The sequence below is a fragment of the Sphingobacterium sp. MAE genome, from assembly GCF_056711605.1.
Window position 1 is genome coordinate 188,049 of the sequence record NZ_CM160044.1, and the last position, 14,790, is coordinate 202,838.

Genomic DNA, 14,790 nt, shown 5'->3' on the forward strand with positions numbered 1-14,790 from the left:
AAACAAAATTTATCAAGTTGGTATAGGTACAGTCGATATGAAGAACCGGTTACTCCATTACTTATCAGATTTTTCAGCCCTATTTTTTCCTAAGATCTGCGCTGGTTGTGGCCATATTTTGGTTAGTCAAGAAAAATATATCTGCACATCTTGTTTATTTCATTTGCCCATTACAAATTTCCATCTAGACTCCAATAATCAGGTAGCACGTCAGCTCTGGGGTAAATTTCCATTTGAACATGCTGCTGCTATGTTTTTGTTGCGAAGAAAGTCGCGCGTAGAACGGATTTTGTATCAAATAAAATATGCAAATCGACCCCAATTGGCTTATTTTCTGGGTAAGCAGTATGGTGAAACATTAGCTAAAAGTGATGTATTTACAGATGTTGATGTTATTATTCCAATTCCCTTACACAAAAACAAGCTAAACAAAAGGGGGTATAATCAATCTTTTTATCTGGCAAAAGGTATTGGAATGGGGTTGTCAAAACCAATTTTAGAACATGGATTGATTCGTGAAAAAGATAACATCAGCCAAACTAAAAAATCCAGACTGGAGCGATATGACAATGTTTTGAATGTCTTTATGTGTCCCGATCAAGATCGTCTAAGAGGGAAACATGTGTTATTGGTGGACGATGTTTTGACCACCGGAGCCACATTAACGGCTGCCGCAGAACAACTTGTTGCGGCAGGCTGTATCCTATCGGTATTAACTTTAGCGCGGGCTTAGTGTTGAGATGTGGCTCCTGCCAAATCCTAGTGTACTAAATTTTATTTTCTCCGTACATAAAAAAGCAAGTACGCGAATCCCGCCATACCTATTCCTACACTATCTGCAAAAAGATCCCACCAGTCGCCAGATCTGTAGGTAAATATATAAAGTTGCAATGCTTCTGTCAACAAAGCGAAAAGAAGACCTAAAATACTAACCACCAATACCGGGACCCATTTTGTGGGGCGGCCTTTGAATTGCACCAGTACACCATTGTAAATCAAAGTGCAGAAAACGAAGAACATACCCGCGTGAACAAGTTTGTCCATTCCGGGATAAGACGGTACTTTTTCAAAATTCTGTCCCGGCATACAGCAAAGTAAGATTACTATTACTGCCCAAAGCATTACCCATTTATAATCTAATAATAATCTAATCATGCTCTCCTTATAATCAATTTTCGTGCTAAAATAATCATAAATACAAGAAAAGTGAAATAATGTTATGAAACACATAGTAAAATTATTAACCTGATTTACAGGTATTTAAGAAAAATATTGATATTTATATAGTACTATGTATTGCATAGTACATAATAAAACATATATCTTTGTATTGTTATGATAGCTGAAAATACACAAATACAGATGCGCAAAGGGATACTTGAATATTGTATTCTTTCTATTATTTCCCGAGGGGAAATATATGCATCGGATATCATCAGCGAACTGAAGAAAGCACAGCTCTTGGTTGTAGAGGGAACATTATATCCGCTATTGACAAGACTTAAGAATAACGGTTTGCTGAGTTACATATGGAAAGAGTCCACTTCTGGTCCTCCCCGTAAGTATTATGAAATCACCAATGAAGGACTTCAAGTTCTTGACATTTTAGATGTCACTTGGAAAGAACTGGTTTTTGCGGTGGAGACGTCCCTAGCAGATCGAATTAATAAAATTGACAAATCAATATAACCTATACATACCATGAACAAGACTATAATTATCAATATAAATAGTATCGTTTTTCATATAGAAGAGGACGCATATGATGTGTTGCGCAATTATATGATTGATATTAAAAAACATTTCGGAAGTTCAGAAGATAGCAAAGAGATTTTGGAGGATATCGAAAATCGTATTGCAGAAATGTTTACAGAGAAGATTCAGACCGGCATCAAAGAGGTACTGAATATGGACGATGTAAATGCCGTAATTGCACAGATGGGAAGTGTTAGTGATTTTGAAATCAATGACACAGATCAACAATATAGCGATCAGCAGACGAACAATGCTTATGCTAACTTTCGAACTGGTAAAAAGCTGATGCGAGACCCTGAAGATAAAGTGATCAGTGGTGTATGTAGTGGACTGGGCCATTACTTTGGCATAGAGGCACGTTGGGTTAGGCTTTTGTTTGTTTTATTCGTCGTCGTGTTTGGTTCCGGATTTTTGGTCTATATCATTTTGTGGATCGTCATGCCAATTGCAATTACCAGAGCAGATCGTATGGAAATGCGCGGCGAATCACCCAATATTCAAAATTTTAAAAGAAGTTTTGAGGAAGAGTTGAGTGGTCTCAAGGATAATTTTTCGGGTGCTGGAAGTACATTCAATAGAGGTGTTGAATCTGCGGGAACGGCATTTGGAGAGATTGTCAAGATTTTTGCAAAAGTAATCGGTTTGATTGTTGCCTTTTCAATAGGTTTAAGCTTAATATCATTGCTTATTGCACTTATCTTTTTTAGCTTGGGAATCGCAGGTGTGACCGATCGAGGTATTATTGAACCCCTAAACCTGATCGACCCAACACAAGCACCTTGGGCACTGACAGCTGCATTTTTAGCTATCGGGATTCCATTTGCGGGATTATTTTATCTGATCATTCGGCTATTGTTTGATCGCAGACCGATGAATAATTACCTCACTACCTCATTATTTTTAGTGTGGATGATTTCTTTGGGAGGTATCATTTACTATTCTGGATCGGTCGCTAAGGATTTCAAAGAGGAAAGTAAGATTGTCGAAGAAAAACCATTAGCATTAAGATCTATTTACCGCATTCAGGAACGTGATGTGCGAGTGATCAAAATAAATGGTGACGATGCCCGCACGAATCTAAAAATAAGGGGAACGAATTTATCTGAATATTTACAGGACGATATCCGAATTCGTTTTGAGCGGATCGACTCTGCTCAGATGCCATATATCAAATACGAATATTCTGCTAAGGGGGCTAATTATAATTTAGCAACGAAAAGAGCATCTGCCATTAATTACAAAGCCGTTCAGGATAGTACGAGCATTATTTTCGATAGTCATTTTAGATTAGCTGAAAATGAATTATATAGAGATCAAAAGGTCAATGTTACGATTTACCTTCCAGTTGGAGCAAAAGTATTATTAAATAGAGATTTGAGCCATAACTATGCTGATATCTCGTATTACGAATGCTTGGATCGTTACAGCAATGAGGATATCAAAGAAACAGAATGGGTGATGACAAATTTAGGTTTGAAATGCGCTCTTCCAGAAATTGCTGAAACAGAATACGATACAGAGGAAAACGGAGTAGTAGATACAGTAATCGAAAGACGCGATACGATCATCAGCATTTCACCGGGCACTGTTGTCGTAGAAACAAAAGGGAAGAAAAAATAACGCTGTTCATAGAAGAACATCAAAGACCTTCATTCCGAAAGCCCTTTTCATGAAAGGCACCATTAAATCTAACAAAAAAGGGGCTTTAAGCCTGTTAAGCCCCTTTTTTTTAAATAAATCAATCTTATTGTAACATTCTATACAAAACCTATACTAACTAGTCAACATTTCTATTTCGGATAGAACAACCTATACTCAATGAAAACTAAACTATTACTAACAATCTTATTTGCCATCAGTGCACAACTGCTATGGGCAGCGGTGGGCATAACAGGTAAGGTGGTGAATGAAAAAAATGAACAAATGAGTGCTGTTACTGCTTATTTGATCCACAGTACTAATCATATAATTTTAAAAACAGCCTTTACCAAAGAGGACGGACAATATTCTTTCGAAAATGTTGCAGCGGGATCATATTATGTAGAAGCTAGAATGATTGGTTATGAAGTGAAACGCTCCGCTATTATTAATTTTAATAAAACAGCACAGCAAATACCCGATCTGCAGATTATACCGAGCAGCAATACCTTGTCTGAAGTAACCGTAGAAGGAAAGAAACCTCTTGTAGAAAATAAACAAGGAAAGCTAATCTTAAATGTTGAAAATTCACCATTGGCCGCAGGAAATAATGGTTTAGATATTGTGCAGCGCGCACCTGGTGTTAGTTTGGATAATGACAATAACTTACAGCTCATGGGACAATCTGGAGTAAAAGTTACCATCGATGGCCGCCAAACGTATATGACGGGAGAGCAGCTGACGACCCTACTAAAAAGTACAGATGGAAACCAGATTAAGTCTGTTGAAGTTATTAAATCACGTACTGCCAAAGATGACGCGGAGGGAGCTGTCGGAACGATCAATATTGTGATGAAGAAAAATCGAATGGAAGGTTTTAATGGAAACTTTTCTGCAACTGCTGGATTAGGTGAAAAATTTAGAGGTAATTCAGCTTTGTCACTCAACTACAAAAAGAATAATACGACTTACTTTGGATCTTACTCTTACAGTGACGATAAATATATCAATCGACTTAATATAGAGCGCATCATTTCCAACAATGGAATGGAAACATTATTTGATCAACAATCAAATCTGCATATCAAAGATAGGACACATACCTACAAATTTGGAGTTGAACAGAAAACCTCGGATCGTAATGTAATGTCTTTGCAATTTAATGGAAGTAATAATGTCGAGCTCAATGACAATGATAGCAAATCTTTGATAGGACCATTGACCACAATCGATTCTACATTGATTTCCATGACCCAGTTTAAAGAAGGCTTTAACCGTTATTCATTCAATTTCAATAACGAGTTTAAGATTGATTCAACGGGTAAAAAATTGATCTTGGATTTGGATTGGAGCCAATTTAAAAATAGCAAAAAGGCTGATTATGATAATAGATTGTTTGACAAAAACAATCAATTGATACATGATCCAGAGATCTTAAGAAGTGAGATGCCAATAGGAATTGATATCTATGTTGCAAAACTGGATTACAATCAACCCTTAAGTAAAACTTCCAATCTGGAGACAGGGGTAAAATATTCAAATGTGAAGTCAGATAATAACCTCTTGTTTGAAGAACAATTAGATGACAAGTGGACCAATATTGTCAACAGATCAAATCATTTCATCTATAAAGAGCAAATTGCGGCAGGTTATGTTGATTATGACAATCAAATAGGAAAATGGGGAATTAAAGCGGGATTACGTGGAGAGTATACCTTATCAGATGGTCACTCGCTTACAGAAAGCAAACAGGTAAAACGAAATTATTTTGATTTATTCCCATCGGCAAATTTGAGTTATGATGCCCATGAAAATCATATATTTTCTTTGGGTTATTCGAGAAAAGTAACAAGACCAAATTACCGCCAGCTCAATCCCTTTGATTATTTTATTGATAAGTATACTTCAGAACGTGGTAACCCTTATTTGAATCCGCAATATGCAAATGAGTTAAATTTGAACTATACGCTTTATAAAAAATACACGATTTCCTTAGGCTACAATGCGCAGACAGATGCAATCGTGGAAAGTATGGGACAAGATTCTGTTAAAAAAACGACTTGGGTGACACGTGAAAATCTAGGGAAAAACAATTCGGCTTTTTTAAATTTAAGCATGCCGGTACAGGTGACAAAATTCTGGTCTTCTTATAATAATATCACCGCAGTATATATGAATTTTGATGGAGCCATCGCAGGAGATATAGTAAATAGTACGAGTTTTCTATTTCAGGTCAATTCGATGAGCACATTTAAGCTGTCACCTTCATTATCTGCAGAAATGAACCTACGTTATTTCTCTCCTTTCACATACAATATTTATAAATTGGAGAGCCGTTGGGATGCACAGATCGGTCTTACTAAAAACTTTAAAGATAAAAGAAGCTCGCTTAAGCTCGCTGTATCAGATATCTTCAATACAAGCAATCAAAATCTATCAACCAATTTTTCATCTTTTAATACGAAGATCCGACAAAATCAAGATCGTCGAGTGGCTCGTTTGACCTATTCTTACAAATTTGGGAATTTGAAAAATGCGGCAAAGAAAAAGAATACCGATAATGAAGAAAAGCAACGAGCTTTATAAAAGCATCTTGCTTCACAAATGTAAATAGTTTTAATGTTTATTTAATATGTAGGCCGTAAGTACGAAAGTACTTGCGGTTTTTTATTAAGCTTTTCTTGTTATCAGATTAAGGAGATTAAAAATTGAATCTCTGTTTTGATACAAGTCCAATTTAAATTTTCAAGTCTTTTTCGTCGATGAGCTCTGTTTCTAATGTAATAGTTTCATATTCGGTAATAGGTCTTTTTGCTTCTATCATCTGAATAAGGAGATCCGTTGCTACTTTTCCCATTTCAAATGCAGGCTGCCGGACAACCGTTAGCGAGGGAGAGAAAATACTGACCACATTGGAGTTTGTAAATCCAGCAATTGCTATTTTGCTTATCAATTTTGGATATTTCTTTTTTGAATACATCAAATAACCAGTTGACAATTTATCTCCAGAAATAAATATAGCATCAAATTTTTGTTCAAATAGAGCATCAATAGCTTCATCAATTTCTTGCATATGCATACCACCGTACTCCGAAAACTTCACTAGATTTTCATCATAGCGGATATGGTGCTTTTTTAGCGCTGCTTGGTATCCCGCCAGTCTTTCTTTTGTGATGGATAAAGATTTACTATTAGTCAAGTGTGCTATTTTGCTGTGTCCATTTAAAATTAAATGTTCTGTTGCATCAAAAGCCCCTTTAAAATTATTTGAAGTCACCTTGAATGTATCAAAATCTTCGGGTATTCTGTCAAAGAAAACAATCGGATAGCCTTGCTTATGCAGGGTTTTGAGGTATTCAATATCATTGGTTTCAGAAGATAAAGAAATCAATAAACCATCAACAGATCGCGAAGACAGGTATTCTACATTCATTTTTTCTCTTTCAGCAGACTCATGTGTTTGTGAAATCACCACTTGGTAGTTTTTGTTATGGGCCACAGATTCCACCCCATTGATCACCTGCGAATAAAAATTATTAGCGATCTCACTGACGATGATTCCAATCGAATAGCTTCTTCTCTCCTTTAAGCTTCTCGCGATAGGATTGGCCGTATAGTTGATTTTTTTAGCATAATCTAAAACTAATTTTTTCGTTTCAGCACTGATTTCATAACTATCACGCATAGCTCTTGATACCGTGGAGGTAGATAAATTAAGTGCAAGCGCAATATCTTTAATAGTCGACGGTTTGAATCTCATAATTTTTGGGCTAAATATAATGTTATGGTTTTTTTTTGATAATATCAAATTTTAGTCTACTCAAAATTGCAAACGATACCGGCAACGATTGCATAGATTTTGGTGGAAAATAGTCCTTGAAATGGTATTTAGTTAGTAAACTTGTTACATAAATTAAACCAATTGTAAGAGATTTCTTTAGCCTTTTAAGAGCAATTTCTTCTTGATTACTTTTTGATAAGCAATTTTTAAACTTAATATAAACATTATGAGTAGAGTGTTGTTTTCTACCCTTTTGTGTACAGCCTTTTTTGCAAATGATGCATTTGCACAAAGTAGACAAGTATCCGGTATCGTTAAAGACGCGAAAGATGAAAGTCCTTTGATTGGCGTTAGCGTTAGTGTAAAAGGGTCAGTGAATGGAGCCATTACAGATAAATCTGGAAAATTCATCCTGTCAGTTCCCACCAAAGATACAGAGCTTGTGTTGACCTATGTAGGATACAAGAGCATTACGGTCGTCGTCCCTACAGGAAGCTCCATCATCAATTTGGATATGGAGAGCCTTTCCAATGCATTGGAAGAAGTGTCCGTGAATATTGGATATGGTTCTGTTAAAAGGAAAGACTTGACGGGGGCTATATCATCCGTATCTGCTGATGTAATTCAAAAAGCTCCTGTTGCCTCCGCATTAGAAGCTATTGCTGGAAGGATGGCTGGGATCCAGATATCATCTACAGAAGGCTCTCCTGATGCGGAGATGAAGGTGCGGATTCGTGGGGGAGGATCCATAACAGGAGACAACGCTCCGCTTTACATTGTCGATGGATTTCCGGTTGCTTCTATTGCTGATATTGCTCCTTCAGATATTGAAACAATCGATGTTTTAAAAGATGCTTCTTCTGCGGCAATCTATGGTTCCAGAGGAGCGAATGGCGTGATCCTAGTCACCACCAAAGGAGCCAAGTCCGGTAAAACAGCGGTCAGCTATGCTGCGTACGGTGGTTTTAGAAATATAGCTAATACACTGGATGTACTTACTCCTGCCGATTATGTCAAATGGCAATATGAAAATGCACTACTGAATAACGACCTAGGGGGCTACACCAAGTACTTTGGCAATTACCAAGATATTGATCTGTATGATCAAGTCAAAGCAAATGATTGGCAGGATCTGGTATTTGGTAGAACGGGGAATGTTTTCAATCAAAATATCAGTCTAAGTGGAGGCAGTGATAATACCAAGTATACACTGAGTCACACTTTTATCAAGGATAAAGCCATCATGGAGATGTCCGGTTATCAGCGCCAAAATCTAAATTTTAAATTAAACCATAAACCGCATAAAAGAGTTACTGTTGATTTGGGCATGCGCTTTTCAGATACCAAGATTGAAGGCGGAGGGACTAATGAACAGAAAGAAATATCTTCAGCAGATTCACGCTTGAAATATGCGATGCTCTATCCTCCTTTTGCCATTCAGGGGTTAACCAATACGGATGAGACTGATGATGAATTTAACCTATATAACCCATTGGAAGCCCTTTCCGATAATGATCAATTACAAAAGAGGAGGACCTATAACCTCAATGGAAGTGTTGCTTGGGAATTGGTTGATAACTTGAGAATAAAATCAGAAATTGGTTATGATGATTTTCGGAATGCCGATGAACGCTTCTATGGAAAAACAACTTATTATGTCGCCAATATTCCCGCTGCGGAAAATCAAGGTTTTCCCGCGATTGTTTTTACTAAATTAAATAAACAATCGCTTCGAAATGCCAATACATTGACCTATGACTTTAAAGATATGATGGGTACCCATCATAATTTAAATCTTTTATTAGGGCAGGAGTATCTCAAAAGTATATCGGAGTCACATACGACAACGGTACATGGTTTCGCCAAGACATTCGGTTTTGACGATGCTCGAAAATTATCCGCACAAGGTGATGCAAATGCCATTGAAAACTACCTATTCCCTGATGATAAGCTCCTGTCATTTTTCGGTCGATCAAATTATGATTTTAAGGGTAAATATCTGCTAAGTGCCACATTTAGAGCGGATGGTTCATCCAAATTTTCTAAAAACAACAGATGGGGGTATTTTCCGTCAGCCTCTGGAGCCTGGCGCATTTCTGCAGAGCCCTTTATGGATAATTCCAAGCGTTGGCTAGACGATTTGAAGCTAAGAGCTAGTTACGGTACTGCAGGAAACAATAATATTCCTTCTGGTCAGATGACACAAACATTTGTCGTACAACCTACTAATTGGGTCAATGGTTTTGAAAGCTATTGGGCTGCATCAAAGATCATGGCCAATTCGGACTTAAAATGGGAAACCACAGTAACGCGCAATCTGGGTCTAGATTACTCCTTATTTGGTGGAGCGGTCACCGGTACCATAGATGCCTATTTAAATCATACTAAAGATTTACTCATCTTATTTTCAATTCCGGGATCGGGATATGATGGGCAATATCGCAATATGGGAGAAACCCAAAATAAAGGGTTGGAATTGTCGTTGGCATGGAAGGCCATACAGAAAAAGAATATAGATTTAAATCTCTCTGCAAATATCAGTTTCAACAGAAACAAAGTTAATTCTTTAGGTCTGATGGAAAGTTTTTATGCCCAAACTCAATGGGCATCTAGTGAGATCGATCCCGAGTATATCGTTCAGCAAGGACTGTCGGTAGGTAAGATGTATGGTTACTTAAATGATGGACGCTACGAAGTATCAGATTTTTCGGGATACGATGCAACGACAAAGAAATGGATCTTAAAAGATGGTGTTGCCGATGCTACGGTCGTGGTAGGAGCACTGAGACCAGGTATGATAAAATTGAAAAATATTGCAGGAGAAGGAAATCGTGTTGATGCGACAGATCGAACGATTATAGGAGATGCCAATCCAAGTCATACAGGAGGTTTTTCGATCTATAGTCGTATATATAACTTTGATATCTCAGCCTTATTCAACTGGAGTTACGGCAATGATATTTACAATGCCAATAAGATCGAATACACCTCAACAAGTAAATATTCGTCACGTAATATGATCTCGACCATGGCTGAGGGACAGCGTTGGACCAATTTATTGCCAGATGGAACTCTATCAAACGATCCCAATCAATTGGAAGAGATGAACCGCAATACTACAATGTGGTCTCCACATATGAAAAGCTTTGTATTCAGTGATTGGGCAGTTGAAGATGGTTCCTTCTTGCGCTTTAGTACGCTATCAGTAGGCTATACATTGCCTAATCAGTGGTTGAAAAAAGCGAGCGTCAAAAATTTACGTCTCTATGTAACGGGATATAATCTATTTACGTGGACCAATTATAGTGGTTTTGATCCCGAAGTGTCTACGCGTAGAAAAACAAACCTTACACCTGGAGTTGATTATTCAGCTTACCCTAAGAGTCGGCTATTTGTTGCTGGTATTAATTTAAATTTTTAAGAAGATGAAAAGAATATATAGTAAAATTTCAATCTTACTTGTTGCTGCGAGTTTATCCGCTTCTTGTAGTAAGGTGTTGGATGCCCCTACCAAATCTTCATTAGATGAATCGATTATTTTTTCTACTCCAAGTTTAGCCTCTGGTGCTATAGCTGGGATTATACAGTCTTTTGGTGAGACAAACTCCTATAGGGGTCGGTATCTGGTGTTCTATGGTGTCAATACAGATACAGAAGTAAACAATGCGTTAAGAACAATTGCTGATGATAAATCGCGACTATCCAATTATAATACCAATGTGAATAATGGGCAGATGAACACGGATAATAACGCTTGGGCAAAATTTTATGAGGGGATAGAGCGTGCAAATATGGCGATTCGTGGTCTACGTACGTATGGAAATGTCGCGAATAATCCTGAATTAGCTCAAATCTTAGGAGAGGTATTGACATTGCGTGCAGTACTGTACAACGATTTATTAAAAGGATGGGGAGATGTCCCTGCTCGCTTCGAACCTTTAACAAGTGAAACCACCTATATCGAGAAAAGTGATCGCGATGTGATTTACAAACAGTTGTTACAAGATCTCGAAGAGGCCGCTACTTTATTGCCTTGGGCTAATGCAACCTCTACAACTTCTTCTGTGGAACGCGTAAATAAAGCTTTTGCAAAAGGGCTTCGTGCTCGTCTAGCTTTGGCAGCTGGCGGATTTTCTCAACGTTCTGATGGAACGATTAGAAGAAGCAATGATCCAGATTTAGCTGTAGCGAGAACCTATGCAATTGCTAAACAAGAGTGTCTGGATATTATCAATAGCGGTACACAACGGTTGTTGGGTTTTGAGGAGGTATTCAAAACATTATGCCGCGAGTCTGGAGCTGCCGGGCTGGAGTCGATGTGGGAGATTCCATTTAGCGAGGGTAGAGGTCGTGTGATCTTTGATCTGGGAGTCAAACATACGACAGTGGATAAATACACTGGACAAAACAAAGGTGGTACTAATGGACCTAATCCAACGATGTATTATGATTATGAGGAGGGTGATTTGCGCAGAGATGTTTCTTGTGTTCCGTATGAATGGACCGGGGGCAAGCAAGTACCGACCAGTCTAAACAAATGGTACTTTGGTAAATATCGCTATGAATGGATGAGTCGCGTGGTGACTTCTACCAATGATGACGGTTTGAACTGGATGTATATGCGCTACGCCGATGTTTTATTGATTGCGGCCGAGGCGATTAATGAATTGGACGGTCCACAAGCAGCAGCTCCATATTTTAAACAAGTAAGGGCTCGTGCTTTTGCCAATAACACCGCAAAAGTGGATCAGTACATGAACCAAATTACACAAAGCAAAACCTTATTTTTTAATGCTATAGTCGACGAACGAGCCTTGGAGTTTGTGGGTGAAATGCTGCGTAAATCGGATCTTATTCGGTGGAATTTATTGAGTGAGAAGCTGAATGCATCCAAAATTAAATTACAGCAGTTGGAAGCGCGAACTGGAAAATATGAAGGCTTATTGTCCAAAATTTATTTTAGAACCGCAGCGGATCAAGAGACAGTAGAAATCTATGGGCTAAAAAAAAGGAGATACAGATGCAGTCGGAAGCACATATGAATCTAGCAAAGCCTGGACATTGAATGCAGCCTCTGATGCTGTGAAGTATTGGGATGGTTTGTTTTTAAGAGATCCAGATCAACAGCAGTTTTGGCCCATTTGGCAAGTGTTTCTGGACGGAAGTAATGGCAAGCTGAATAATAATGGGTTTAATTTTCAGTAATTATTTAAATGAAAACAATAAATTATGATCAAGTTTAACAACTTCATATATCCTTTTATCCTTATTATTTCATTGGGAACGAGTGGCTGCAAGGATGACCTATTTGCCGAAATAACCACCTTAGATGTAGACCGTGTATTTTCGCCCACATCATTAGAAACACGTGTTGTCAACCAGACAGGAGTGAGACTGACTTGGAAAGCGGTATCAAAAGCAACCTCCTATACCGTAGAAGTGTATGCTTCCAAAGATGAAAGTTTTTCTGGAGAGCCAGAACGTGTGGTTTCTGATATCCTTTTTGATCAGGTACCCTATACCATTACAGGACTTTCTGGGGATACCGATTATGCTGTACGGGTGAAGGCAGTTGGAGCAGATATCAAGGATTCAAAGTGGAGTTCGGCTACGTTTAAAACGAGCACTGAACAAATCTTTAAGGCTGTCGATGTATCCAAAATTGAAGCAAATGCAGCCTTTTTGGAATGGACTGCAGGAGAGAAGGCTACAACGATAGTACTTTCACCAGGAAATATCATTCATCAAGTGACAGCTGACGAAATCGCTAAAGGACAGGCAACAGTAAGTGGCCTAATTGGTGAAACCAATTATGTTGCCACTTTGATGAATGAATCAAAAGTACGTGGGACATTAAGCTTTACAACGGCAATTGATTTGGGGGGTGCGATTTTAATTACGACCGCCGTTGAATTGGAATCAGCAATTAAAAATGCCGTTGGTGGTGAAACATTTGCCTTAAAATCTGGAGAATATCTGTTGAGTACAGACCTGCTCATTAGTAAAGTAATCAGTATCAAAGGAATTGAATCGGTCAATAAGCCCGTTTTGATTAATGCCGGATTTATAGTGAGCGATGGGGCAGCACTTTCCATAAAAGATCTGATTCTGGACGGTAAAAAAGAAGTGGCTTCTACATTTATTTACAAACAGTTTGACAATGGAACATATGGAGATCTTCATGTACAAGATGTTGTGATCCGAAATTATAAAAATAGCTTACTGAATGTTGCTGACAAATCACTGATTAATGCGGTGCAATTTGAACAGGGCATTTTCCACAATATCGAAGGGACTGGCGGTGATTTTATTGATATCAGAAAAGGTTTGGTCAAAGGTTTGACATTCGTTAACAATACCGTTTACAACTGTGTTGCTGCAAGAGATTTGTTTCGTATGGATGCAGATGGCTCTACCAATTTTCCAAGTGAAAATGTTATCCTGAAAGTTTCAAACAATACATTTTATAATGTGGTTAATTTGAATACGAAAAGGTTATTCTATGTGCGAGCAACAAAAAATGAAATTTCATTTACGAAGAATATTGTTGCAAATACGGACGGCTTGCTGGCGAATCAAGCAGCCACGACATTAAAAACAGTAGCGAACAATAATTATTTTAATGCCGTAAATTTTACAGCAACATCATCTGCCAGTATAAAGATTGACCCATCGGGAACAACCCTGAACCCAGGATTTAAAGATGTTTCAAAGGGAGACTTTACAATTTCGAATAGCACGCTAAAAGAGAATGGTATTGGTGATATGAGATGGATTAAATAGTTTTGGTTGTTTAGTTTATAGCCTGTCTAGTATAAATGGGCAGGCTATTTTTAGTCACCATCATAAAATATGATATGAACAAGATATTTTTGTTATTGATTTTAACAGCGCTCGCATCTTCGTTTTCTCTTGATAAAACGAGGGTGTATATCATAGGTGATTCAACCGCCGCGGATAAAAAAGCAAATGTCTTTCCTGAAACAGGATGGGGAACACCTTTTAAGCAGTTTTTTAACGCAGATGTAGAAGTCATTAATTTAGCCATTAACGGTAGGAGCACAAAATCATTCCGTAAGCCCAATGATTCAGTAGGACATACTAGCTGGTCGGAGGTGCTGAATGATTTGCGAGCAGGAGATTATGTTTTGATCCAATTTGGTCATAATGATGAAAAAGTGGACCGGCCCACAGTGGGTACAAGTTTGCAGGAATATGAACAGAATCTGATGCAATATGTGGCCGAAGTACGAGCAAAGAAAGCGCATCCCATTTTATTGACTTCTATAGTAAGAAGGAAATTTGAGGATGGTCAGTTGGTCGATACGCATGGGCAATATCCAGATCGGGTAAGGAGTGTTGCGCGTACATTAGGAGTTCCTATGATTGATATGGAAAAAAAAACGCGTACATTATTGATGGAGTATGGAGAAGAGTCTTCTAAAAACTTGTTTTTACATGTACCTCCTCCTCATCCCAATTATCCTAACGGAAAGATTGATGATACACACCTGAATGAGCGCGGAGCGCTTGTAATTGCCCAATTGGTCGTACAAGGGATCAAAGAGCAGTCGATAAAATTAGCGCAAAAGATAAAATAAAAAGGGGCAAAGCCC

The 14,790-nt window shown here is 38.0% G+C and carries 11 protein-coding genes; 9 read left to right on the forward strand and 2 right to left on the reverse strand.

Annotated elements, in window-relative coordinates:
• The first annotated feature begins 37 nt into the window (after window positions 1-37).
• A complete protein-coding gene (locus AC06G9_RS00775) occupies window positions 38-733 on the forward strand; it encodes a ComF family protein (protein ID WP_480957369.1) in 696 nt (231 codons plus the stop codon).
• A 41-nt stretch (window positions 734-774) separates the two neighbouring features.
• On the opposite strand, the gene AC06G9_RS00780 is transcribed toward AC06G9_RS00775, so the two are convergent.
• Complete coding sequence (locus AC06G9_RS00780; RefSeq protein ID WP_248755015.1) at window positions 775-1,155, reverse strand: VanZ family protein; 381 nt, start codon at window positions 1,153-1,155, stop codon at window positions 775-777.
• Window positions 1,156-1,335: 180 nt separating this feature from the next.
• Here AC06G9_RS00780 and AC06G9_RS00785 point away from each other — a divergent pair, with 180 nt between their 5' ends.
• From AC06G9_RS00785 to AC06G9_RS00795, 3 genes are all read left to right on the forward strand, one after another.
• A complete protein-coding gene (locus tag AC06G9_RS00785; protein WP_045754597.1) occupies window positions 1,336-1,689 on the forward strand; it encodes a PadR family transcriptional regulator in 354 nt (117 codons plus the stop codon).
• 12 nt (window positions 1,690-1,701) lie between these two features.
• On the forward strand, window positions 1,702-3,375 hold the full coding sequence (locus AC06G9_RS00790) for a PspC domain-containing protein (protein ID WP_480957370.1): 1,674 nt from the start codon (window positions 1,702-1,704) through the stop codon (window positions 3,373-3,375).
• Between the two features lie 198 nt (window positions 3,376-3,573).
• Window positions 3,574-5,979, forward strand: a complete 2,406-nt coding sequence (locus AC06G9_RS00795) for a TonB-dependent receptor domain-containing protein (RefSeq protein WP_480957371.1) — start codon at window positions 3,574-3,576, stop codon at window positions 5,977-5,979.
• 151 nt (window positions 5,980-6,130) lie between these two features.
• On the opposite strand, the gene AC06G9_RS00800 is transcribed toward AC06G9_RS00795, so the two are convergent.
• Window positions 6,131-7,153 carry a LacI family DNA-binding transcriptional regulator gene (locus AC06G9_RS00800; protein WP_248755012.1) on the reverse strand — a complete coding sequence of 341 codons (1,023 nt, stop codon included), beginning with the start codon at window positions 7,151-7,153 and terminating at the stop codon, window positions 6,131-6,133.
• Window positions 7,154-7,400: 247 nt separating this feature from the next.
• Here AC06G9_RS00800 and AC06G9_RS00805 point away from each other — a divergent pair, with 247 nt between their 5' ends.
• The 5 genes from AC06G9_RS00805 (at window position 7,401) to AC06G9_RS00825 (ending at window position 14,775) form a co-directional block, all read left to right on the forward strand.
• Window positions 7,401-10,595, forward strand: a complete 3,195-nt coding sequence (locus AC06G9_RS00805; RefSeq protein ID WP_480957372.1) for a SusC/RagA family TonB-linked outer membrane protein — start codon at window positions 7,401-7,403, stop codon at window positions 10,593-10,595.
• A gap of 4 nt (window positions 10,596-10,599) precedes the next feature.
• Window positions 10,600-12,216 carry a RagB/SusD family nutrient uptake outer membrane protein gene (locus AC06G9_RS00810; protein WP_480957373.1) on the forward strand — a complete coding sequence of 539 codons (1,617 nt, stop codon included), beginning with the start codon at window positions 10,600-10,602 and terminating at the stop codon, window positions 12,214-12,216.
• Between the two features lie 19 nt (window positions 12,217-12,235).
• Window positions 12,236-12,379, forward strand: coding sequence for a hypothetical protein (locus tag AC06G9_RS00815; protein WP_480957374.1), 144 nt, complete (start codon window positions 12,236-12,238; stop codon window positions 12,377-12,379).
• 24 nt (window positions 12,380-12,403) lie between these two features.
• Window positions 12,404-13,957, forward strand: a complete 1,554-nt coding sequence (locus AC06G9_RS00820) for a DUF4957 domain-containing protein (protein ID WP_480957375.1) — start codon at window positions 12,404-12,406, stop codon at window positions 13,955-13,957.
• Between the two features lie 74 nt (window positions 13,958-14,031).
• Window positions 14,032-14,775: a rhamnogalacturonan acetylesterase gene (locus AC06G9_RS00825; RefSeq protein ID WP_480957376.1), complete on the forward strand. Its 744-nt coding sequence runs from the start codon at window positions 14,032-14,034 to the stop codon at window positions 14,773-14,775.
• Window positions 14,776-14,790 lie beyond the last annotated feature (15 nt).

Excerpts from the sequence above, each read along its gene's own strand:
- AC06G9_RS00775 (WP_480957369.1), top strand. The coding sequence starts at position 38 with ATGAAGAACCGGTTACTCCATTACTTATCAGATTTTTCAGCCCTATTT.
- AC06G9_RS00780 (WP_248755015.1), bottom strand. The coding sequence starts at position 1,155 with ATGATTAGATTATTATTAGATTATAAATGGGTAATGCTTTGGGCAGTA.
- AC06G9_RS00785 (WP_045754597.1), top strand. The coding sequence starts at position 1,336 with ATGATAGCTGAAAATACACAAATACAGATGCGCAAAGGGATACTTGAA.
- AC06G9_RS00790 (WP_480957370.1), top strand. The coding sequence starts at position 1,702 with ATGAACAAGACTATAATTATCAATATAAATAGTATCGTTTTTCATATA.
- AC06G9_RS00795 (WP_480957371.1), top strand. The coding sequence starts at position 3,574 with ATGAAAACTAAACTATTACTAACAATCTTATTTGCCATCAGTGCACAA.
- AC06G9_RS00800 (WP_248755012.1), bottom strand. The coding sequence starts at position 7,153 with ATGAGATTCAAACCGTCGACTATTAAAGATATTGCGCTTGCACTTAAT.
- AC06G9_RS00805 (WP_480957372.1), top strand. The coding sequence starts at position 7,401 with ATGAGTAGAGTGTTGTTTTCTACCCTTTTGTGTACAGCCTTTTTTGCA.
- AC06G9_RS00810 (WP_480957373.1), top strand. The coding sequence starts at position 10,600 with ATGAAAAGAATATATAGTAAAATTTCAATCTTACTTGTTGCTGCGAGT.
- AC06G9_RS00820 (WP_480957375.1), top strand. The coding sequence starts at position 12,404 with ATGATCAAGTTTAACAACTTCATATATCCTTTTATCCTTATTATTTCA.
- AC06G9_RS00825 (WP_480957376.1), top strand. The coding sequence starts at position 14,032 with ATGAACAAGATATTTTTGTTATTGATTTTAACAGCGCTCGCATCTTCG.